Consider the following 22,162-nt stretch of genomic DNA (forward strand, 5'->3'; position numbering starts at 1 on the left):
TATATCAAAAGCGGGTAAAACGACACACGTGACCGGAATCGGGGGACGCCTGGTGATGGGGACGAGAAAAAAGGTAATGGGTGAAATGAAGGCTGGTTCAAGATTTTTGAACGCAGTATCGGCGGTTGCGCTGTCTGCAGGTATCGTTGCGTCGGGAGCGGGTGCGACAGTGTTCATCTCGGCTTCTGCTGCCGAGGCTGCAGTCATTCAGCGTGTTGACGTTCGTGGTGCAAACCGCGTCGGCGCCGAAGCTGTGCGGTCCAACCTTACGATCCAGCCCGGCCGGAGCTTCTCGAACACCGACATCGACGACTCCGTAAAGCAGCTCTACGACACGGGCTACTTCTCCGACGTCAAGATCTCCGTTTCCGGCAGCACGCTGGTTGTGACCGTTGAGGAAGCTCAGCTGATCAACCAGGTCGTGTTCAACGGCAACCGCAAGATCAAGGACGACAAGCTCGCAGCGGTCGTCAAGACGCAGTCTTCTGGCGCTTACAACGAAACCCAGATCCAGGCCGACATCCAGTCGATCAAGGACGCTTACGCAGCGACCGGTCGTAGCGAAGTCGAAGTGACGACGCAGGTCGTTCCGCTCGGTCAGGGCCGCGTCAACCTCGCATTCGTCATCAATGAAGGCGACCGCACGAAGATCGACTCGATCAACTTCGTCGGCAACAACGCCTACAGCTCTGGCCGCCTCGCATCGGTCATTGCCACCAAGCGAAGCAACTTCCTGTCCTTCCTGACCCGCAAGGACGTCTACAGCGCTGACAAGCTGCACGCAGACGAAGAAGCGCTCCGCCAGTTCTATTACAACCGTGGTTACGCCGACTTCCGCATCGTGTCCTCGGACGCTGCGTTCGACGAGACGACCAACAAGTACACGCTGACCTTCAACATCGAAGAAGGCCCGCGCTACGATTTCGGCGCAATCTCCGTTCAGTCCACCGTTCAGGGTATCGACGGCGCGCAGCTTCAGGGTCTCGTTCGCACCCATGAAGGCCAGGTCTACAACGCCAAGGAAGTTCAGAAGTCGATGGAAGCGATCTCGGATCAGGTGGCTTCGGCCGGCTATCCGTTCGCCCGCGTCACGCCTCGTGGCAACCGCGACCTGAACAACAACACCATCGGCGTCGAATACCTCGTCGACCAGGGCGAAAAGGCCTACGTCGAGCGTATCGAAATCCGCGGCAACAGCCGTACGCGTGACTACGTCATCCGTCGCGAGTTCGACATGAGTGAAGGCGACGCCTTCAATCAGCAGATGATCACCAGAGCCAAGCGTCGCCTTGAGGCTCTCGGCTACTTCTCGACCGTCAACATCTCGACCCAGCCTGGCAGCTCGCCGGACCGCGTCGTTGTTGTCGTCGACGTTCAGGACCAGGCAACCGGTTCGTTCGGTATCGGCGCGGGTTACGCTGCCGGCGGCGACGGCCTGCTGCTCGAAGCCTCGATCGAAGAAAAGAACTTCCTCGGACGCGGCCAGTACATCAAGGTGTCTGCCGGTGGTGGTCAGGAAGGTTCGCGTACCTACGGCCTGAACTTCACCGAGCCTTACTTCCTCGGTTATCGTCTGGCTGTCGGCTTCGACATCAACCACAGCGAGACGTCGAGCAACGACAACTACGACTACGAAGAAAACAACGTCGTTCTGCGCGCCACCGCGCCGATCACCGAAGATCTGGCGACGACGTTCCGCTATAACTACAAGCAGATGAAGTACGATCCGTCGGGATCGCTCTCCGATCTGTCCACGCCATACCAGGACCTCGTCAACAACAGCCCGTGGGTAAAGTCGTCTGTGTCGCAGACGCTGACCTACAACACGCTGGACGACATGGTTCTGCCGCGTGAAGGTATCTACGCCAGCCTGACGCACGAAATCGCCGGCCTCGGCGGTGACTCGCAGTTCTACAAGATCTACGGCAAGGCGCGCTATTTCCACACGCTTGCTGACGACGCCGACATCATCGGCTCGGTTGCCGGTTCTGCCGGTTACGTAGTCGGCTTCGGCAAGGACCTGCATGTATTCGACCAGTTCACGCTGACGAACGGCGACATCCGCGGCTTCGAGAACAAGGGTATCGGCCCGCGCATCGGCGGTGGTCCGGATGATCCGCTCGGCGGCACGACCTACTTCACGGTTTCGGCCGAAGCATCGTTCCCGCTCCCGGCTTTCCCGCGTGACTTCGGTCTGCGTGGCGCCGTGTTCGCTGATGCTGGTACGCTCTTCGGCAACAAGGTCAGTGCCGGTGCTGGCGAATTCGTGAACGGCGAAGATGCTTCGCTGCGCGCTTCGGTCGGTGTCGGCATCGTCTGGAACTCGCCGTTCGGCGCCCTGCGCGTCGACTACGCGATCCCGGTCCTGAAGGAAGACTACGACAAGGTTCAGCACTTCAAGTTTGGCATCAACAACCAATTCTGATATCGGCAGTCCGGAACCGTAAAATCGAATTCCGTTCTGGAGATTTGCCGATGGAGCAAACCTATTTCTTTCCGCCCCATGACGGTGTGAAGCTCTCGGAGCTAGCGCAATTTCTTGGGGCGGAACTTGCCGACCCCAATCATGCCGATATCGTGATCCGTTCCGTTTCGCCCGTAAACCGGGCGAAAGCGGGCGATCTCTGTTACGTCATTTCCAAGAAGAGCAAGGACGAACTCGTGACCTGCGAGGCGTCCGCTGTGCTGGTGAGTTCGGCATTGCAGTCGATCGTGCCGGCGCATGTGCCTGTTCTCGTGTCGAAAAACGCCCATGCCGCGTTCGCGATGGCTGGTGGGCTGCTCTATCCGAGCGCCTTGACGCCACAGCGGTTGCGCTCTGCGAGCGCTGATGTTTCCGACCGTGCGTCCGTCGATCCGACGGCGAGACTGGAAGCGAATGTCGAGATCGAGGCGTTTGCCGTGATCGGTGCTCATGCCGAGATCGGTGAGGGCACGCGCATCGGCGCCGGCGCCGTCATCGGGCCAGGCGTCAAGATTGGCCGCGATTGCACGATCGCCAGCGGCGCCAGCATCCTGTGCTCGCTGGTGGGCAATCGCGTCATCATCCACAACGGCGCTCGTATCGGCCAGGACGGCTTCGGATACGCGCCGGGTCCTCGTGGCATGATCAAGATCGTTCAGATCGGCCGCGTCATCTTGCAAGATGACGTCGAGGTCGGTGCCAACACGACGATCGATCGCGGCACGATGGATGACACTGTCATCGGCGAGGGGACGAAGATCGACAACCTCGTCCAGATTGGCCACAATGTGCGCATTGGCCGTCACTGCGCCGTTGTCTCGCAGGTCGGCATCGCCGGAAGCGCCATTATCGGCGATGGCGTGCAGATCGGTGGTCATTCCGGCATTCGAGGCCATATAACAATTAACGACGGTGCCCAGATCGCTGCCATGAGCGGCGTAGTGTCCGACATCCCCGCCGGGGAGCGCTACGGCGGAATACCTGCACGGCCGGCGCATGACTTTTTGCGCGAAGTCGCGGCAGTCATGATGCGGACGACGGGCCCCAAGAAAACGGGAGAAAAGAATGGCTGAAGAAGTCAAGAAGTCGCTTTCCTCGGCTGACATCATTGAAATCATGAAGTTGCTGCCGCATCGCTATCCGTTCCTGTTGGTCGACAAGATCATCGAGATCGACGGCGACGATTCGGCAATCGGCATCAAGAACGTGACGGCCAACGAACCGCATTTCACCGGACACTTTCCGGAGCAGCCGATCATGCCTGGCGTCCTGCTGGTCGAAGGCATGGCCCAGACGGCTGGCGCGATCTGTGCGAAGAAGGAAGGCGAAAGCGGCAATCTGGTCTACTTCATGACCATCGACAATGCCCGTTTCCGCAAGCCTGTGGTTCCCGGCGACCGGGTGGAGTACCACGTCGTCAAGCAGAAGCAGCGCGGCAACATCTGGAAGTTCCACTGTGATGCGAAGGTCGATGGAGCGCTGGTCGCAGAAGCCGATATCGGCGCGATGATCGTGCGCAAGGATCAGGCATGAGCACGATCGCAGCCAGTGCCAGCATTCACCCGATGGCAGTCGTCGAAGACGGCGCCGTGATCGGCGAGAACGTCAAGATCGGTCCGTTCTGCCACGTCGGCCCGCGGGTCGTGCTCGGCGACAACACGGAAATGCTCGCGCATTCGATCGTCAGCGGCATCACCACGCTCGGCAAGGGATGCCGTATTTTCCCGATGGCCGTTATCGGCGGCGACCCGCAGAGCGTTCATCACGGTGGCGAAGAGACGACCTTGACGGTCGGCGACAATTGCACGATGCGCGAAGGTGTGACGATCAACACCGGCACCGCCGATTTCGGCGGCAAGACCATCGTCGGCAACAACAATCTGTTTCTCGCCAACTCGCACATCGCCCATGACTGCCGCGTCGGCAACCACGTCATCATGTCGAACAACGTGATGCTCGCCGGCCATGTCGTCATCGAGGATCGCGTGATCTTGGGCGGCGGTTGCGCCGTGCACCAGTTCACCCGCGTCGGCCGCCACGCCTTCGTCGGCGGCCTCTCGGCCGTAAGCTACGACGTCATTCCGTATGGCATGCTGAACGGCAATCCCGGTCTTCTCGGCGGCCTCAATGTCGTCGGCATGACGCGTGCAGGCGTCGACCGCGCGACGATCCATATCGTGCGCCGTGCCTACAAGGCGATCTTCGAGACCGAAGGCAATCTGCGCGACAACGCCGCCGCCATCCGCGAGGAATTCGCCGATTGCGAGCAGGTCGTCCAGATCCTCGACTTCATTGCCGCCGAAAGCGACCGCGCGCTCTCTTCTCCGACGCGGGGACAGAAGGGATAAACCTTGTCTCCAGCAAGTGACACGGCAAAAGGCCGCTTGGCGATCATCGCCGGCAGCGGCTTTCTGCCGTCCTACGTCGCCGAGGCCGCCAAGAGCGCCGGCGAAAACCCACTGATCATCGCGCTTAAAAACGAGACCGACCGCTCATGGGAAGGTTTCGAGCACGCTATTGTCGGCGTCGGCGATTTCGCCGCCATCGACGGCATGCTGGATAGCCATCGCATCGAGCGCGTCGTCATGTCCGGCGCCGTGCGCCGGCGGCCGGAATGGCGCGAGGTTCGCCCGACGCTGAAGACGCTCGCAAGCATCCCCTCGACCATTCGCACACTGCTCTCAGGCGGCGATGATACCGTGCTACGCATGGTGATCGGGCTGATCGAGAAGAACGGCCGCCGCGTTATCGGCGTGCAGGAGATCGCACCGGATCTTCTGGCCGCGGTCGGTCCGCTCGGCGCGATCGCGCCATCGGCCGAGGACGTCAAGGACATCGCCAAGGCGGGGTCGGCAGCCGACGCGCTCGGCCGGCTGGATGTGGGGCAGGGCGCCGTCTCGGTTGGCGGTCGCATCGTGGCGCTTGAGGGTGTCGAGGGCACGGACAGCATGTTGCAGCGCGTGGCTGATCTGCGCGCCGCCGGCCGCATTTCCGCGCGCCGCCGCGGCGTCCTGGTCAAGCTTTGCAAGCCGCAGCAGGACCTGCGCGCCGATCTGCCATCGATCGGCATCTCGACCATCGAGAATGCCAGCAAGGCCGGCCTGGCGGGTGTTGCGATCGAGGCCGGGCGCGCGCTGATCCTGGATCGCCCGGCAGTCATATCGGCGGCAAAGGAAGCCGGTATCTTCGTCTGCGGTCTGGATCGTGGACTGCCATCCTGGGGGCTTGAATGAGCGTGCGTGCATTGAAGGTCGCGATCATCGCGGGCGAAGTCTCCGGTGATCTTCTGGCGGCCGATCTGATCGCCGCGCTGAAGCAGCAATATGCGGGGCCAGTCGAGCTCATCGGTGTCGGTGGCGAGGGGCTGCAGGCCCAAGGCCTGACATCGCTGTTCGATTTCTCCGAGCTGTCGATCATGGGCATCACCCAGGTTCTCGCCAAGCTGCCGACGCTGATCAAACGCATCCGCCAGACTGCGGCCGCCGTCATCGCCGCCAAGCCCGACGTGCTCGTCATTGTCGACAGCCCCGATTTCACCCACCGCGTCGCCAAGCGCGTGCGCACGGCGCTGCCTGATCTGCCTGTCGTGAACTACGTCTGTCCGAGCGTCTGGGCGTGGAAGGAATACCGCGCACAGCGCATGCTGCCCTATATCGACCATGTGCTCGCCGTGCTGCCCTTCGAGCCCGAGGTGATGCGCAAGCTCGGCGGTCCGCCGACAAGCTATGTCGGCCATCGCCTGACCGCTGATGTCGATGTTCTCGCGACCCGCAAGGCGAGGGCGGCAAGCAAGCCGCGCCCGGCAAATGAGCCGAAGACGATCATGCTCCTGCCGGGCTCGCGCGGATCCGAGATCACGAGGCTCTTGCCCTATTTCGGCGACGCGGTGGCCGAGCTCTCCGCCCGCAACGAGGGCATGCGCTTTGTGCTGCCGACGGCGCCGCGCCGCGAGGCCATGGTGCGCGAGATCATCAAGGATTGGCCGGTTAAGCCCGAGGTGGTGACGGGCAAGGACGACAAGTGGAAGGCCTTCGCCGAGGCCGACGCCGCTATGGCCGCATCCGGCACTGTCATCCTGGAGCTGGGGCTTGCAGGCGTGCCCACGGTCTCGGCCTACAAGGTCGATTGGATCATCAAGCTGATGACCGGCAAGATCAAGATCTGGACGGCGGCGATCCCGAACCTCGTCGCGGACTACGCAGTGGTGCCCGAATATATCAACGAGGTCGTGCGCGGCGCGAGTTTCACGCGCTGGGTCGAGAAGCTCTCATCCGACACCTTGCCGCGACGCTCGATGATGGAAGGTTACGATCTCGTCTGGGAGCGGATGCAGACCGAAAAGCCGCCCGGCGTCCATGCCGCGGAAATCGTGCTTGATGTCCTGAAAAACAAAAAACCCGGTCAAAACTGACCGGGTTTCTTTTTAAGCTTCGATGTGTCGAGATTAACGCTTGGAAACCGGAACGTAGTCGCGCTGCGCTTCGCCGATGTAGAGCTGGCGCGGGCGGCCGATACGCTGCTGCGGATCTTCGATCATTTCGTTCCACTGTGCGATCCAGCCGACGGTGCGGGCGAGAGCGAACAGAACGGTGAACATGGTCGTGGGGAAGCCGAGCGCCTTGAGCGTGATACCCGAGTAGAAGTCGATGTTCGGATAGAGCTTCTTCTCGATGAAGTATGGATCGGTCAGCGCGATGCGCTCGAGTTCCATGGCGACGTCGAGCAGCGGATCGTCCTTGATGCCGAGCTCGCCGAGCACTTCATGCGTCGTCTTCTGCATGATCTTGGCGCGCGGGTCGTAGTTCTTGTAGACGCGGTGGCCAAAGCCCATCAGGCGGAACGGATCGTTCTTGTCCTTGGCGCGGGCGATGTATTCAGGGATACGGTCAACCGTGCCGATTTCCTGCAGCATGTTGAGAGCCGCTTCGTTGGCGCCGCCGTGAGCCGGGCCCCAGAGGCAGGCAATGCCGGCTGCAATGCAGGCGAACGGGTTTGCGCCCGAGGAGCCGGCGAGACGAACGGTCGAGGTCGAAGCGTTCTGCTCGTGATCGGCGTGCAGGATGAAGATGCGGTCCATGGCGCGGGCAAGCACCGGATTGACCACATATTCCTCGCAAGGAACGGCAAAGCACATGCGCAGGAAGTTCGACGCGTAGTCGAGGTCGTTCTTCGGGTAAACGAAAGGCTGGCCGATATGGTACTTGTAGGCCATCGCGGCGATCGTCGGCATCTTGGCGATCATGCGCAGCGAAGCGACCATGCGCTGGTGCGGATCGGTGATGTCGGTGCTGTCGTGGTAGAAAGCCGACAGGGCGCCGACGCAGCCGCACATGACGGCCATCGGGTGCGCGTCGCGACGGAAGCCGGTGAAGAAGCGGCTCATCTGCTCGTGCACCATGGTGTGATGCGTCACGCGATGGTCGAAGTCCTTCTTCTGCGCGGACGTCGGCAGTTCGCCGTAGAGAAGCAGGTAGCAGACTTCGAGGAAGTCGCCCTGTTCGGCCAGCTGCTCGATCGGGTAACCGCGATGGAGCAGAACGCCCTCGTCGCCATCGATGTAAGTGATTTTCGATTCACAGGATGCGGTCGAGGTGAAACCAGGATCGTACGTGAAGGAAGCCGTGTTCTTGTAGAGGGCGCCGATATCGATGACATCAGGGCCGATCGTGCCGCTCTTGACCGGCAGGTCGACTGTTTTCTCACCGAGTTTCAGTGTTGCGCTTTGATCCGTCATTCTGATCCTCCAAACTGGCGGTTGGCGCCTTAAAAGCGCCATAGGGTTAAGCGTCGTCTGCGATAGCTATATGATCGCGCGCCTAATGCCAAGTTACCGTGATGCCATTTTGTGCATCGCAGTATCAACTTTTAAGCACTCCAGCGATGTCGTCTCCGCATAGCGGAAGTCAATGATAAACCTGACATTTTTGATGGTTTTATTTCCCGTTTGAATTCAAACGATTATAGTTGCGTTTAGGCTCCGCTGGCCTCATTCTGATTGCAGTTCAGGGTGGCTTTCGGGTGTCGTTGCATGCCGGAGTTGAATGCCAGTCACGTCGTTTTGATGCCACCCGAAGCGGCGCAAATTGCCAATTTGCCGGCCGTAACAGGGCAAAATGCCCGTGCCATAATGACGCGCGCGCCATTGACGCAGTCGACCTCGGGTTTTCTGAGTCGCACAAGTCGCCAAATCCACCGTCAGGCAGCCGTCGCAGCACAAGCGTTCAGCACCGAATTCGACCACGGCCGCCTTTTCCTGGCGTCGCCCGTCTTCCTCGGGGCGGGCGCCATCGCCTGGTTCCGGCTCGCCGTGGATATCCCGCCCTTGCGGCTCCTTGCCTGGGCTATCCTCTTCGGTTTCGTCTTCGTCTTGGCGGGCTCCGCGCGCGTCGCGACACGCCGTGTGGCGATCTCAGGCCTGCTTGTCGTCCTCGGCATGTTCGCGGCGCAGCTCGAGACCTGGCGGGCTGATACCGTCGTTCTCGATACAGCGGTGACGACGACAGTGACCGGCCGCGTGGAACGGCGCGAGGGCGATGATAATGGGCGCTGGCGCTATATCGTCAGGGTAACGCGCACAGACGAGCCCACGCTCAAGCGTCCGCCGCAGCAGGTCTCGCTCGTCGCGCGTGCAGGAGAGCCCGTCGCGGTCGGCGGATGGTTGACCGGCCGTGTGCGCCTGACGCCGCCGGCAGGACCGGCACTGCCCGAACTCAACGATTTCGCCTTCTCTGCCTATTTCGACGGCATCGGCGCCAACGGCTTCTTCTACGGCATCCCGCAGCCCGTCCCATCGCGGACGGATATCGCCGATCTCTCTGCCGTCGATCGCGCCATGGAATGGCTCTAAGGCCTGCGCAGCAGCATTGGCGACCGCATCCGCAGCATCCTGCCTGGCGATACCGGCGCCTTCGCAGCTTCGCTGGTCACCGACGAGAGACGTGCCATCTCCAACGAGACGACGGAGGCGCTGCGCCAATCCGGCCTCGCGCATATCGTGGCGATCTCGGGCCTCAACATGGCTCTGTCGGCCGGCATCTGTTTTGTCGGGCTGCGCCTGTTCTTCGGCCTCTTCCCCGGGTTTGCGCAGGCCTATCCGACCAAGAAGCTCGCCGCCGGCAGCGCGCTTCTGGCGCTGACGGCCTATTACATGATCTCGGGCTTTGCCGTCTCCGCCGAGCGCGCCTTCATCATGATGGCGATCATGCTGGTCGCGGTGCTGTTCGATCGCCCCTCGATTAGCCTGCGCAACATCGCGCTCTCGGCGCTGCTGATCATCCTGATGTCCCCTTCGGAGGTGCTGGGCCCCAGCTTCCAGATGTCCTACGCGGCGACGCTCGCGCTGGTCGCGGGCTTTGCCGTTTGGACCAGGAGGCGCCACCGCGAGAGCGTTTTTCTTACGCATCCCACCATAAAGCCGGTCATGGCCACGTTCCGCTTCTTCGGCGGCATCGCGCTGACCTCGATGATCGGCGGCTTCTCGACAGCGCTGTTCTCGATCGAACATTTTCACCGGCTGAGCGGCTACGGACTACCGGCCAACCTGCTCGCCATGCCGGTCATCTCCTTCATCGTCATGCCCTTCGGAATGCTTGCGATGTTGGCGACGCCCTTTGGCCTGGATGCGCCGCTGTGGAAGGTCGCCGGCTTCGGGCTGGATCTGGTGATCGACATCGCCAAGATGGTGTCCGGTTGGGGCGGCAGTGTCGACATCGGGCGGATACCCGAATGGTATTTCGCGATCGCCGTGCTCGGCTTTCTCATATGGGGGCTGATGCGCACACGCCTGCGATGGATCGGCGCTGCGGTTGCCACGATCGCAACCCTCGTCGTCATCCTGCTCCCGGCAGCACCTGCGCCCGAACTCGTCGTCTCCGAGGACGGAAGCCTCGTGGCAGCAGTCACAGGCGACAGCCTCGCCAGCAACCGCGAACGGCCGCCCGACTTCATCTTCGGCCAATGGCAACGCGCGCTCGCCATCGAAGACCACAAGCCGCCCGACATCCTCGACGGCGAGGCCTTGCCCATTCCGAGAAGGGGCGAGCCAAGGCCAAGACTGACATTGAAACAACAACGCGAAGCCCGCGCTATGATGCGCGCTGCAGCGGCTTCGACGAACGACAGTGCCTTCCGGTGCCTGAAGACCGCGTGGTGCATAACAGCGCTCGACAGCGGCTACATCATCGCGACGCTCGAAAACGCCGCCTATCTCGGTCCCGCCTGCGACGTGGCCGATATCGTCATCACGCCGGTGCGCCTCCGCCAGGCGACGTGCCGCTCCGGCGCCATGTTATTGACCGGCGAAACTCTCAGGCGATCGGGCGCCGTCGAAATCCGTATCGACGATCAGGGCACTCCCGTCGTCAAGACCGCTTATGCACGCCTCGCTCGCCCCTGGATGCGCCATCGCGCCTATGACTGGCGCAACGACAACTTCAGCGACGACCTGTCACCAACTGGTGACGTCACCACTCAGTGATATCGGCGAATGAGCCCGACGAGCTTGCCCTGAACCTTGACGCGGTCAGGCCCGAAAATGCGCGTTTCGTAAGCCGGGTTGGCGGCCTCAAGCGCGATCGACGCGCCCTTGCGGCGGAAGCGCTTCAGCGTTGCCTCTTCGTCATCGACAAGCGCCACGACGATATCGCCGGGGTTGGCCGTGTTGCCGTTGCGGATGATGACGGTGTCGCCGTCGAAAATGCCGGCTTCGATCATCGAGTCGCCCTTGACCTCGAGCGCGTAATGCTCGCCGGAGCCGAGCATGTCGGCGGGGACGGTGATGTCGTGGGTGTTGTTCTGGATCGCCGAGATCGGCACACCGGCGGCGATGCGGCCCATGACGGGAACGGAAGCCGAGTTGCCGTTGTCGGCGCTCGGCGCGGCCTTCGGGGCAGGGGCTGCGGCCACCGGCTGCGGCTTTCCGAGGCTGCCTTCGATGACGCTCGGCGAGAAGCCACGTCGTGGCTGCAGGCTCGGATTATAGGCTTCCGGCAGCTTGATGACCTCGAGCGCGCGCGCCCGGTTCGGCAGCCGGCGAATGAAGCCGCGCTCTTCCAGAGCGGTGATCAGGCGGTGAATGCCGGATTTTGATGCGAGATCGAGTGCATCCTTCATTTCGTCGAAGGAAGGCGGAACGCCCGACTCTTTCATCCGCTCATGAATGAACAGAAGCAGTTCTTGTTGCTTGCGTGTCAGCATCGAAATGAACCCCAGAGTCGTGAAACAAAGCCAGAACGGACACTATATGTTCCATATGTGTTCCGCAAGTGCCTAAATTTTCGTAAAACTTGGCTCGGAATCGTCGCGATTTTACACTTCATTCGATTTAACCGCGCTCGCCTCTTGCATTGTGGCGAAAGCCAGCGCACATCTCTGCCGATTTCGGGAGGATTTGCCGATGAGTGACCCCCATCCCCTGGACCACGTGGTGCTGCCGGTCGTCAATATCGAGATGGCGCGCGACCGCCTGGGCAAACTCGGCTTCACCTTCGCCGCCGATGCGCGGCACCCGTTTGGCACCGAAAACGCCTGCGTCTTCTTCGCCGACAAAACCTATCTCGAACCGCTCGGCATCGCCAGTCTGGAGACCTACGAGGAGGCCATCGGCGACGGCAACGTCTTCACCGCCCGCGACCGCGCCTTTCGCTTCCGCTGCGGCGACGACGGCCTGTCGGCGATCGTCTTCGGCACGCCGGATGCCGACGGCGATCACGCCCGCTACCTCGCCGATGGCATGAGTGGCGGCGAGATGCTGGAGTTCGCCCGGCAGATGAAGATGCCGGACGGTTCCGAGGCGACCGCGGCGTTCCGCCTGGCTTTCGCGGCAGATCTGCGAGCGCCCGATTTCTTCCTCTTCGCCTGCCAGCGCGTCAACCCACTGCCCAGCGACCGCAAGGCGTTGGAAACGCATAAGAATGGCGTCTTGGGCATCCTGTCGATCGTGCTCTCTTCCTCCGATCCCAAAGCGTTCGCACCGCTGTTGCAGCTGGCCTCGGATGCGCAGGCGACCCGCGAGGAGGCCTTCGGTGTCAGCCTCGATGCCGGCAACGCCCGTATCAATATCCTGTCGCCGGATGGCTTGAACGCTTACTACGATCCCTCCGAGCCCAAGGCCGATCGCGGTCTGCGCGGCGCGGCGATTGTCTTTTCCGTTGCCGATCTCGCCGTGACAGAGGCGCATTTGGCTGCTAACGGGATCACCTATACACGCAAGAACAATCGAATTCTGGTGAAGGCAGCGCCCGGCCAGGGCGCGCTCTTCGCCTTCGAGGAGAAACGATGACTGAAACCAATTCCGAAGTGGCCRTCGGCGAAGGCACCGGCCGTGTGGTGTTTTCCAACACCGGCAAGCTGTCGCTGATCGCCGGCCCGTGCCAGATGGAAAGCCGCGACCATGCCTTCATGATCGCCGGCACGCTGAAGGAGCTTTGCGACAAGCTCGGCATCGGCCTTGTCTACAAGTCCTCCTTCGACAAGGCCAACCGCACGTCGCTGTCTGCCCAGCGCGGCATCGGGCTTGAAACGGCGCTCGAAGTGTTCGCCGATCTGAAGAAGGAATACGGCTTCCCCGTTCTCACCGACATCCACACCGAAGAGCAGTGCGCTGAAGTCGCCACTGTCGTCGATGTGCTGCAGATCCCGGCCTTCCTTAGCCGGCAGACGGACCTGCTGGTCGCCGCCGCAAAGACCGGCCGCGCCATCAACGTCAAGAAGGGCCAGTTCCTGGCGCCCTGGGACATGAAGAACGTGCTTGCCAAGCTGAATGCCAGCGGCAACCCGAACATCATGCTGTGCGAACGCGGCGCTTCCTTCGGCTACAACACGCTGGTCTCCGACATGCGCTCGCTGCCGATCATGGAAGCCATGGGTGCGCCTGTTGTCTTCGACGCGACCCATTCGGTGCAGCAGCCGGGCGGGCAGGGTGGGTCGAGTGGCGGCCAGCGCGAATTCGTGGAAACGCTGGCGCGTGCGGCTGTCGCCGTCGGTGTCGCCGGTGTGTTCGTCGAGACGCACGAAGATCCCGACAATGCGCCGTCGGATGGCCCGAACATGGTCTATCTCAAGGACATGCCGCGCTTGCTTGAGAAGCTGCTGGCCTTTGACGCCATCGCCAAGGGCTGACGTTCAAACGACTGACACGTTCGTGTATTAGGCCACCGAAGAACAATGTGGAGGAGCATGCGCAAAAGGGTCCCAAACTGCCCCAAACCGGCATTGTAATTTGCGCATCTTCGATTAAAGACGAATTTCAAACGATTTATCCACCCTCAAGCAGAGAAGAGCCGATGACCGCTATTACCGACATTATCGCCCGCGAGATTCTCGACAGCCGTGGTAATCCCACCGTCGAAGTCGATGTCTATCTCGAAGATGGCAGCATGGGCCGCGCCGCCGTTCCGTCGGGCGCGTCGACCGGCGCGCACGAAGCCGTCGAACTCCGCGATGGTGGCAAGCGTTATCTCGGCAAGGGTGTCGAAAAGGCCGTCGAAGCCGCCAACACGGAAATCTTCGACGCCATCGGCGGCATCGACGCTGAAAACCAGATCCAGATCGACAACATCATGATCGAGCTGGACGGCACGCCGAACAAGTCGCGCCTCGGCGCCAACGCCATCCTCGGCGTTTCGCTCGCCGTTGCCAAGGCTGCCGCCGAAGCTGCCGGCCTGCCGCTCTACCGCTACGTTGGTGGCGCTTCCGCGCACCTGCTGCCGGTTCCGATGATGAACATCATCAACGGCGGCGCGCATGCTGACAACCCGATCGACTTCCAGGAATTCATGATTCTGCCGGTTGGCGCTGATTCCATCCGCGAAGCCGTTCGCATGGGCTCTGAAGTCTTCCACACGCTCCGCAAGGAGCTCGCTGCCCAGGGTCACAACACCAACGTCGGCGACGAAGGCGGTTTCGCACCGGGCCTGAAGAGCGCTCCTGAAGCCCTCGATTTCATCATGAAGTCGATCGAGAAAGCCGGCTACAAGCCTGGAGAAGACATCCATCTCGGCCTCGACTGCGCCTCGACCGAATTCTTCAAGGACGGCAAGTACGTTCTCGAAGGCGAAGGCCGCACGCTGGAGCCGGGCGCAATGGCCGAATACCTAGCACAGCTCGCTGCCCAGTACCCGATCATCTCGATCGAAGACGGCATGGCTGAAGACGACTGGGATGGCTGGAAGGCTCTGACGGATCTGGCCGGCAAGAAGGTTCAGCTGGTCGGCGACGATCTCTTCGTTACCAACTCGGCTCGCCTGCGCGACGGCATCAAGATGGGCGTCGCCAACTCGATCCTCGTCAAGGTCAACCAGATCGGTTCGCTGACGGAAACGCTCGACGCCGTCAACACCGCGCACAAGGCAGCCTACACCGCTGTCATGTCGCACCGTTCGGGCGAAACCGAAGACTCGACGATCGCCGATCTCGCCGTTGCCACGAACTGCGGTCAGATCAAGACCGGCTCGCTGTCGCGCTCGGATCGTCTTGCCAAGTACAACCAGCTGATCCGCATCGAAGAAGGCCTTGGCCCGCAGGCGCAGTACGCCGGCCGTTCGATCATCCGCGGCTAAGATCGTCTGCATTTCAAGCATTTGGAACCCGCGCTTTAACGAGCGCGGGTTTTTTGTTGCGCCGCGTTCATAGTCAACGGACGGTTAATCTCTGCCCGGTAGTCTTCTGGTCAAGGGTAATGCGTTTCGAGAATGCGTGTATGTGGACCAAGCATCATAAGAAGAAAAAGATCGGYCGTTTCGTCATTCCGGCGATGACGGTCGCGTTTCTCTCCTACTTCGGCTACCATTGCATCCATGGCGACTACGGCCTGCGCGCGACAGAAGTGTTCGAGCGCCAGCGCATCGCGCGCGAAAGGGAGCTTTCCGTGCTTAAAAATAAGCGCGAACACCTTGAAAAGCAGGTGGCGCTCCTAAGTGATGGTTCCATGGATAAGGACATGCTGGACGAGAAGGCCCGTCTTCAGCTGAACTTCTCCCGCGCCGACGAGATCGTCATATTCAATCATTATTCAAATTAACCGGATTCCGGTTAATTGAAATAAATTGATATTTATCAATGCTTTATCGCTGAATACGAGCCATGCAATTATGGCATTGCTGCGGCGAATTTTCTTCCCTATGGTGCGCACCACCCAAGAACCGATAAACCCATAGGGAGGGTTGAATGGCTCCGCGAAAAAACGCGACCGTTTCCAGCCGTAAGACAAGCGCAAAGCCTGCAGCCAAGGCATCGAATGGTGGCCCGGTGGCCGATTTCGATCGTGACGAAGAGCTCAAGGCCTATCGCGAAATGCTGCTTATCCGCCGTTTCGAAGAGAAGGCGGGCCAGCTTTACGGCATGGGCTTCATCGGCGGTTTCTGTCACCTTTATATCGGCCAGGAAGCTGTCGTCGTCGGCATGCAGATGGCGCAGAAGGAAGGTGACCAGGTCATCACCGCTTACCGCGACCACGGTCACATGCTGGCAACCGGCATGACCGCACGCGGCGTCATGGCCGAGTTGACCGGCCGCATCGATGGCTACTCCCGTGGCAAGGGTGGCTCGATGCACATGTTCTCCAAGGAGAAGCATTTCTACGGCGGTCACGGCATCGTCGGTGCACAGGTGTCGCTCGGCACCGGTCTCGCCTTCGCCAACCGCTATCGCGGCAATGACAGCGTTTCGATCGCCTATTTCGGCGACGGCGCCGCCAACCAGGGTCAGGTCTACGAGAGCTTCAACATGGCTGCTCTCTGGAAGCTCCCGATCATCTACATCATCGAGAACAACCGTTACGCCATGGGCACCTCCACGGCCCGTGCCACGGCACAGTCGAACTACTCGTTGCGCGGCTCCGGCTTCGGCATCCCCGGCGTCCAGGTCGACGGCATGGACGTTCGCGCCGTCAAGGCTGCGGCCGACGAGGCGCTCGAGCATTGCCGTTCCGGCAAGGGCCCAATCATTCTCGAAATGCTGACCTATCGCTATCGCGGTCACTCCATGTCCGACCCGGCCAAGTATCGCTCCAAGGAAGAAGTGCAGAAGATGCGCTCCGAGCAGGATCCGATCGAGCAGGTCAAGGCACGCCTTATCGAAAAGGGCTGGGCCAGCGAAGACGATCTCAAGGCGGTCGACAAGGACGTTCGCGACATCGTCGCCGATAGCGCCGACTTCGCCCAGGCCGCACCGGAGCCGGATGCATCCGAGCTCTACACCGACATTCTGCTGTAATCGGGGAGGGTAGACCCATGCCAATCGATATTCTCATGCCCGCCCTCTCTCCGACGATGGAAGAAGGCACGCTGTCCAAGTGGCTGAAGCAGGAAGGTGACAAGGTCACCTCCGGCGACATCATTGCCGAAATCGAAACCGACAAGGCGACGATGGAAGTCGAAGCCGTCGACGAAGGCGTCATCGGCAAGCTGCTCGTTGCCGCCGGCACCGAAGGCGTCAAGGTGAACGCCAAGATCGCTGTTCTCCTGCAGGACGGCGAATCCGCATCCGACATCTCGGCTGCACCTGCTGCTGCCGCACCGGCCGCCACTGAGGCACCCAAGGCTGCTGAAGCGCCAGCCGCTGCTGCCGCTCCCGTTCCCGCCGAGCCGAAGGCTCAGGTTCCGAACGATCCTGAAATTCCCGCCGGCACCGAAATGGTCTCCATGACCGTGCGCGAAGCGCTTCGCGACGCCATGGCCGAGGAAATGCGCGCCGACGACAACGTCTTCGTCATGGGCGAGGAAGTGGCCGAATACCAGGGCGCCTATAAGGTGACCCAGGGTCTGCTGCAGGAATTCGGCGCCCGCCGCGTTATCGACACCCCGATCACCGAGCACGGCTTTGCCGGCGTCGGCGTCGGTGCTGCGATGTCCGGCCTGAAGCCGATCGTCGAGTTCATGACCTTCAACTTCGCCATGCAGGCGATCGACCAGATCATCAACTCCGCTGCCAAGACGCTTTACATGTCCGGCGGCCAGATGGGCGCTCCGATCGTGTTCCGTGGCCCGAACGGTGCGGCTGCCCGCGTTGGCGCCCAGCACAGCCAGGACTACTCGGCCTGGTACAGCCAGATCCCGGGCCTCAAGGTCGTCATGCCCTACACGGCATCCGACGCCAAGGGCCTGCTCAAGGCTGCTATCCGCGATCCGAACCCCGTCGTCTTCCTTGAAAACGAAATCCTCTACGGTCAGCACTTCGACGTGCCGAAGATGGACGACTTCGTTCTTCCGATCGGCAAGGCCCGTATCCACCGTCAGGGCAAGGACGTCACGATCGTCTCCTTCGGTATCGGCATGACCTACGCCACCAAGGCCGTCGCCGAACTCGAAAAGATCGGCATCGACGTCGAACTGATCGACCTGCGCACGCTGCGTCCGATGGACCTGCCGACCGTGATCGAATCGGTCAAGAAGACCGGCCGTCTCGTCACCGTCGAGGAAGGCTACCCGCAGAACTCTGTTGGTACCGAAATCGCCACCCGCGTCATGCAGCAGGCCTTCGATTATCTCGATGCGCCGGTTCTGACGATCGCCGGCAAGGACGTTCCGATGCCTTACGCCGCCAACCTCGAAAAGCTTGCGCTGCCAAGCGTCGACGAAGTCGTCCAGGCCGTGAAAGCCGTCTGCTACAAGTAACAAGGGAAGGGTATTTCGATGCCTATCAACATCACGATGCCTGCCCTGTCTCCGACCATGGAAGAGGGCAACCTCGCCAAGTGGCTGGTCAAGGAAGGCGATACGGTTAAGTCTGGCGATGTCATCGCCGAGATCGAAACCGACAAGGCGACGATGGAAGTCGAAGCGGTCGACGAAGGTGTCGTCGCCAAGCTCGTCGTCCCCGCTGGCACTGAAGGCGTCAAGGTCAATGCCTTGATCGCAGTTCTGGCTGCCGATGGCGAAGACATCGCTGCCGCCGCCAGCGGCGCGGGTTCGGCTGCTCCGGCACCGAAGGCTGCCGAAGCGCCGAAGGCCGAAGCAAAGACTGAAGCTGCTCCGGCTCCGGCCGCACCAGCGGCCGCTCCTGCACCAGCAGCAGCGCCTGCCGCTGCTTCCACGGGTAACCGCACCTTCTCCTCGCCGCTCGCGCGTCGTCTGGCGAAGGAAGCCGGTATCGATCTGTCGGCTGTTGCAGGCTCCGGCCCGCATGGCCGCGTCGTCAAGAGCGACGTCGAAGCTGCTGTCGCTGGCGGTGGTGCAAAGGCTGCATCTGCCGCTGCTCCGCAGGCTGCCGCATCGGCTCCGGCCGCCGCACCGAAGGGCGCATCCGACGAGACCGTTCTCAAGTTGTTCGAGCCGGGTTCCTACGAACTCGTCCCGCATGACGGCATGCGCAAGGTCATCGCCAAGCGCCTGGTCGAATCCAAGCAGACCGTGCCGCACTTCTACGTCACCGTCGATTGCGAGCTCGATGCGCTGCTGGCGCTGCGCGCCCAGCTCAACGACGCCGCTCCCCGCAAGGAGGGCGCGCCGGCCTACAAGCTGTCGGTCAACGACATGGTCATCAAGGCCATGGCGCTTGCACTGCGCGACGTTCCTGATGCCAACGTCTCCTGGACGGAAGCCAACATGGTCAAGCACAAGCACGCCGATGTCGGCGTTGCTGTCTCGATCCCGGGCGGCCTGATCACCCCGATCATCCGCAAGGCCGAGGAAAAGACCCTGTCGGCCATCTCCAACGAGATGCGCGACCTCGGCAAGCGTGCCAAGGACCGCAAGCTGAAGCCTGAGGAGTATCAGGGTGGCACCTCGTCGGTCTCCAACATGGGCATGATGGGCGTCAAGCACTTCGCAGCCGTCATCAACCCGCCGCACGCAACGATCCTCGCGGTCGGCGCTGGCGAGCAGCGCCCGGTCGTCAAGAATGGCCAGCTGGCTGTCGCGACCGTGATGACGGTCACGCTGTCGACCGACCATCGCTGCGTCGATGGCGCTTTGGGCGCGGAGCTGTTGCAGGCGTTCAAGGGCTACATCGAAAACCCGATGGGCATGCTCGTCTGATCAAACGGCGGAGGCGGAAATGACGAAGACCGTTCTTTGCTATGGTGATAGCCTGACCTGGGGTTATGACGCCGCTTCCGTCGGCCGTCATGAGTACAAGGATCGTTGGCCGAGTGCGCTTCAGGCTGCACTCGGCAACGAGGTCCGGGTTATCGCCGAGGGATTGAACGGCCGTACCACCGCCTTCGACGACCATCTGGCCGATTGCGACCGCAACGGCGCCCGCGTCCTGCCGACGATCCTGCAGACGCATGCGCCGCTCGATCTCGTCATTCTGCTGCTGGGCACCAACGACATGAAAAATGTCGTGGCCGGATCGGCCTTCGCCGCCTGCCAGGGCATTGCCCGGCTGGTAAGGTTGATCCGCAACCACGCATGGCCGTTCGATTTCGACGTGCCGGATATCCTGATCGTCGCACCGCCGAGGATCTGCGAGACGGCCAACGTTCCCTTCGCGGCCTCCTTCATCGGCGGCATCGAGGAATCGGCAATGCTGGCGACGCTCTATCGGGATCTTGCTGACGAGCTAGGCTGCGGTTTCTTCGACGGCAATTCGGTCGCCAAGACGACGCCGCTCGACGGCATCCATCTCGACGCCGAAAATACCCGCGCTCTCGGGCGCGGCATGGAATCGACCGTGCGGATGATGTTGGGGCTTTGACCGTGGCGTCTTTCGTGACGCTGCGTCCCGCCACACGGGATGACGCGGCCGAACTCGCGATCCTCTCGGACATTGCCTCGCATGGTTTCGCCTCCTGGCTCTGGCTGGGTGAACTGGGCGGCACCGGAAGCGATACGCCGATGGAGCTTGGCCGGCTGAAGATGCGTCAGGACGAAGGCTACGGCACATGGCGCCACGCGGTGCTGGCCGAAGCCTACGGCGAGACGGCGGGCGCGGCGATCGGTTACGCGCTGGGCGAGGACGTAAAGAATATGGAGGTCGACCGCGTGGCTTTGCAGCCGGTGATCGACCTGCAGAAGATGGTTGTTGGCAGCTGGTTCATTGCAACGCTCGGCGTCTATAGCCATCTGCGCAGCATCGGGATCGGCCGAGAAATACTGAAAGGTCAGATCGACAGGGCAGGGACGCTGCCGGTCAGTCTGATCACGGCAAGTGACAATGAAGCGGCTCTGTCGCTTTACAAGAAGAATGGATTTTCGGAAGCGGCGCGCCAGAAGGCGATGTCGCTTTTCGAAAGCAGCAGGAAACACGAGTGGGTGCTTCTCACCCGCGACGCCCGATAACAAAGGCAGGAAAACATGGCTGAGAATTACGACGTCATCATCATCGGCTCCGGTCCCGGCGGCTATGTGGCCGCTGTGCGCGCCAGCCAGCTCGGTCTCAAGACCGCGATCGTCGAGCGCGAGCACCTGGGCGGCATCTGCCTGAACTGGGGCTGCATCCCGACCAAGGCGCTGCTGCGCTCGGCCGAGGTGCTCGACCACGCCAACCACGCCAAGGACTACGGCCTCGTGCTCGAAGGCAAGATGACCGCCGACGTGAAGGCTGTCGTAGCCCGTTCGCGCGGTGTCTCGGCGCGCCTCAACGGCGGCGTCGGCTTCCTGATGAAGAAGAACAAGGTCGATGTGATCTGGGGCGAAGCCAAGATCACTAAGCCGGGCGAAATCGTCGTCGGCAAGTCCTCCAAGCCCGTCGTCGAGCCGCAGAACCCGGTTCCGAAGAACGTCAAGGGCGAAGGCACCTACAACGCCAAGCACATCATCATCGCGACCGGCGCCCGTCCGCGCGCGCTGCCGGGCATCGAGCCGGATGGCAAGCTGATCTGGACCTATTTCGAGGCGATGAAGCCGGCAGCCCTGCCGAAGTCGCTGATCGTCATGGGCTCCGGCGCCATCGGCATCGAGTTCGCGAGCTTCTACCGCTCCATGGGCGTCGACGTCACCGTCGTCGAAGTGATGCCGACCATCATGCCGGTCGAGGACGTCGAAGTCACCGCGATCGCGCGCAAGCAGCTCGAGAAGCGCGGCATGAAGATCCTCACCAGCGCCAAGATCACCAAGGTAGAAAAGGCCGCTGATAGCCTCACGGCGCATGTCGAGACGGCTGACGGCAAGGTCCAGCAGATCACCGCCGACCGCATGATCTCGGCCGTGGGCGTCCAGGGCAACATCGAAAACCTTGGCCTTGAGGCTGTCGGCGTCAAGACCGACCGCGGCTGCGTCGTCATCGACGGCTACGGCAAGACCAATGTCGCAGGCATTTATGCCATCGGCGACGTCGCCGGCCCGCCAATGCTTGCCCACAAAGCCGAGCACGAAGGCGTCGTCTGCGTCGAAAAGATCGCCGGCCTGCCGAACGTTCACGCCACCGACAAGGGCAAGGTCCCCGGCTGCACCTACTGCCACCCGCAGGTCGCCTCCGTCGGTCTGACCGAAGCCAAGGCCAAGGAAGCCGGCCGCGACATCCGCGTTGGTCGCTTCTCCTTTGCCGCCAACGGCAAGGCGATTGCGCTCGGCGAGGACCAGGGTCTCTGCAAGGTGATCTTCGACAAGCAGACTGGCGAGCTGCTCGGCGCGCACATGGTCGGCGCCGAAGTCACCGAACTCATCCAGGGCTTCGTGGTCGCCATGAACCTGGAAACGACCGAAGAAGAACTGATGCACACCATCTTCCCGCATCCGACGGTTTCCGAAACCATGAAGGAAGCGGTTCTGGATGCTTATGGTCGCGTCCTTAACGCTTGATAATTTTCTTCGCCGCTCT

The 22,162-nt window shown here is 61.7% G+C and carries 18 protein-coding genes and 1 pseudogene; 17 read left to right on the forward strand and 2 right to left on the reverse strand.

Annotation, left to right across the window (positions count from 1 at the left end):
* The first annotated feature begins 85 nt into the window (after positions 1 to 85).
* Genes bamA through lpxB form a run of 6 tightly spaced genes read left to right on the forward strand, consistent with a single transcriptional unit; the run spans position 86 to position 6,875 of the window.
* The gene (gene bamA / locus AC1DOG_RS15320; protein ID WP_477929360.1) at positions 86 to 2,425 is read left to right on the forward strand and encodes an outer membrane protein assembly factor BamA; all 2,340 of its coding nucleotides are present in this window, start codon (positions 86 to 88) and stop codon (positions 2,423 to 2,425) included.
* Positions 2,426 to 2,475: 50 nt separating this feature from the next.
* Positions 2,476 to 3,537 carry a UDP-3-O-(3-hydroxymyristoyl)glucosamine N-acyltransferase gene (lpxD, locus tag AC1DOG_RS15325; protein WP_477929146.1) on the forward strand — a complete coding sequence of 354 codons (1,062 nt, stop codon included), beginning with the start codon at positions 2,476 to 2,478 and terminating at the stop codon, positions 3,535 to 3,537.
* On the forward strand, positions 3,530 to 3,997 hold the full coding sequence (fabZ, locus tag AC1DOG_RS15330) for a 3-hydroxyacyl-ACP dehydratase FabZ (protein ID WP_113011993.1): 468 nt from the start codon (positions 3,530 to 3,532) through the stop codon (positions 3,995 to 3,997). The genes lpxD and fabZ overlap by 8 nt, the downstream gene beginning before the upstream one ends.
* Positions 3,994 to 4,812 carry an acyl-ACP--UDP-N-acetylglucosamine O-acyltransferase gene (lpxA, locus tag AC1DOG_RS15335; RefSeq protein WP_477929148.1) on the forward strand — a complete coding sequence of 273 codons (819 nt, stop codon included), beginning with the start codon at positions 3,994 to 3,996 and terminating at the stop codon, positions 4,810 to 4,812. The genes fabZ and lpxA overlap by 4 nt, the downstream gene beginning before the upstream one ends.
* A gap of 3 nt (positions 4,813 to 4,815) precedes the next feature.
* Entirely contained in the window at positions 4,816 to 5,697 is an 882-nt protein-coding gene (locus tag AC1DOG_RS15340; RefSeq protein ID WP_477929150.1) for an LpxI family protein, read from the forward strand.
* Positions 5,694 to 6,875, forward strand: coding sequence for a lipid-A-disaccharide synthase (gene lpxB / locus AC1DOG_RS15345; protein ID WP_477929152.1), 1,182 nt, complete (start codon positions 5,694 to 5,696; stop codon positions 6,873 to 6,875). Before AC1DOG_RS15340 ends, lpxB begins: the two co-directional genes overlap by 4 nt.
* A gap of 33 nt (positions 6,876 to 6,908) precedes the next feature.
* On the opposite strand, the gene gltA is transcribed toward lpxB, so the two are convergent.
* Entirely contained in the window at positions 6,909 to 8,198 is a 1,290-nt protein-coding gene (gene gltA, locus AC1DOG_RS15350) for a citrate synthase (RefSeq protein WP_112945686.1), read from the reverse strand.
* A gap of 327 nt (positions 8,199 to 8,525) precedes the next feature.
* On the opposite strand from gltA, the pseudogene AC1DOG_RS15355 reads away from it, so the two are divergent.
* Positions 8,526 to 10,940: pseudogene (locus tag AC1DOG_RS15355) on the forward strand (ComEC/Rec2 family competence protein).
* Here AC1DOG_RS15355 and lexA read toward each other — a convergent pair.
* A complete protein-coding gene (gene lexA, locus AC1DOG_RS15360; protein WP_018899995.1) occupies positions 10,934 to 11,659 on the reverse strand; it encodes a transcriptional repressor LexA in 726 nt (241 codons plus the stop codon). The pseudogene AC1DOG_RS15355 and the gene lexA overlap by 7 nt on opposite strands.
* Positions 11,660 to 11,858: 199 nt before the next feature.
* On the opposite strand from lexA, the gene AC1DOG_RS15365 reads away from it, so the two are divergent.
* The 10 genes from AC1DOG_RS15365 (at position 11,859) to lpdA (ending at position 22,143) form a co-directional block, all read left to right on the forward strand.
* The gene (locus AC1DOG_RS15365) at positions 11,859 to 12,743 is read left to right on the forward strand and encodes a VOC family protein (RefSeq protein ID WP_477929155.1); all 885 of its coding nucleotides are present in this window, start codon (positions 11,859 to 11,861) and stop codon (positions 12,741 to 12,743) included.
* The gene (kdsA, locus tag AC1DOG_RS15370) at positions 12,740 to 13,582 is read left to right on the forward strand and encodes a 3-deoxy-8-phosphooctulonate synthase (RefSeq protein WP_477929157.1); all 843 of its coding nucleotides are present in this window, start codon (positions 12,740 to 12,742) and stop codon (positions 13,580 to 13,582) included. Before AC1DOG_RS15365 ends, kdsA begins: the two co-directional genes overlap by 4 nt.
* 164 nt (positions 13,583 to 13,746) lie before the next feature.
* Entirely contained in the window at positions 13,747 to 15,021 is a 1,275-nt protein-coding gene (gene eno / locus AC1DOG_RS15375) for a phosphopyruvate hydratase (RefSeq protein WP_018899992.1), read from the forward strand.
* Positions 15,022 to 15,161: 140 nt separating this feature from the next.
* Complete coding sequence (locus AC1DOG_RS15380; protein WP_113011999.1) at positions 15,162 to 15,482, forward strand: FtsB family cell division protein; 321 nt, start codon at positions 15,162 to 15,164, stop codon at positions 15,480 to 15,482.
* Between the two features lie 146 nt (positions 15,483 to 15,628).
* Positions 15,629 to 16,675 carry a pyruvate dehydrogenase (acetyl-transferring) E1 component subunit alpha gene (pdhA, locus tag AC1DOG_RS15385; RefSeq protein WP_018899990.1) on the forward strand — a complete coding sequence of 349 codons (1,047 nt, stop codon included), beginning with the start codon at positions 15,629 to 15,631 and terminating at the stop codon, positions 16,673 to 16,675.
* 17 nt (positions 16,676 to 16,692) lie between these two features.
* Positions 16,693 to 18,075 carry a pyruvate dehydrogenase complex E1 component subunit beta gene (locus AC1DOG_RS15390; protein WP_018899989.1) on the forward strand — a complete coding sequence of 461 codons (1,383 nt, stop codon included), beginning with the start codon at positions 16,693 to 16,695 and terminating at the stop codon, positions 18,073 to 18,075.
* An 18-nt stretch (positions 18,076 to 18,093) separates the two neighbouring features.
* On the forward strand, positions 18,094 to 19,437 hold the full coding sequence (locus AC1DOG_RS15395) for a pyruvate dehydrogenase complex dihydrolipoamide acetyltransferase (RefSeq protein WP_477929160.1): 1,344 nt from the start codon (positions 18,094 to 18,096) through the stop codon (positions 19,435 to 19,437).
* 19 nt (positions 19,438 to 19,456) lie between these two features.
* The gene (locus AC1DOG_RS15400) at positions 19,457 to 20,098 is read left to right on the forward strand and encodes an SGNH/GDSL hydrolase family protein (protein WP_112979641.1); all 642 of its coding nucleotides are present in this window, start codon (positions 19,457 to 19,459) and stop codon (positions 20,096 to 20,098) included.
* Between the two features lie 2 nt (positions 20,099 to 20,100).
* Positions 20,101 to 20,682: an N-acetyltransferase family protein gene (locus AC1DOG_RS15405; RefSeq protein ID WP_477929162.1), complete on the forward strand. Its 582-nt coding sequence runs from the start codon at positions 20,101 to 20,103 to the stop codon at positions 20,680 to 20,682.
* Positions 20,683 to 20,697: 15 nt separating this feature from the next.
* Positions 20,698 to 22,143, forward strand: coding sequence for a dihydrolipoyl dehydrogenase (gene lpdA, locus AC1DOG_RS15410; RefSeq protein ID WP_477929164.1), 1,446 nt, complete (start codon positions 20,698 to 20,700; stop codon positions 22,141 to 22,143).
* The last annotated feature ends 19 nt before the right edge of the window (positions 22,144 to 22,162 follow it).

Source organism: Rhizobium sp. 01N48 (assembly GCF_056399145.1).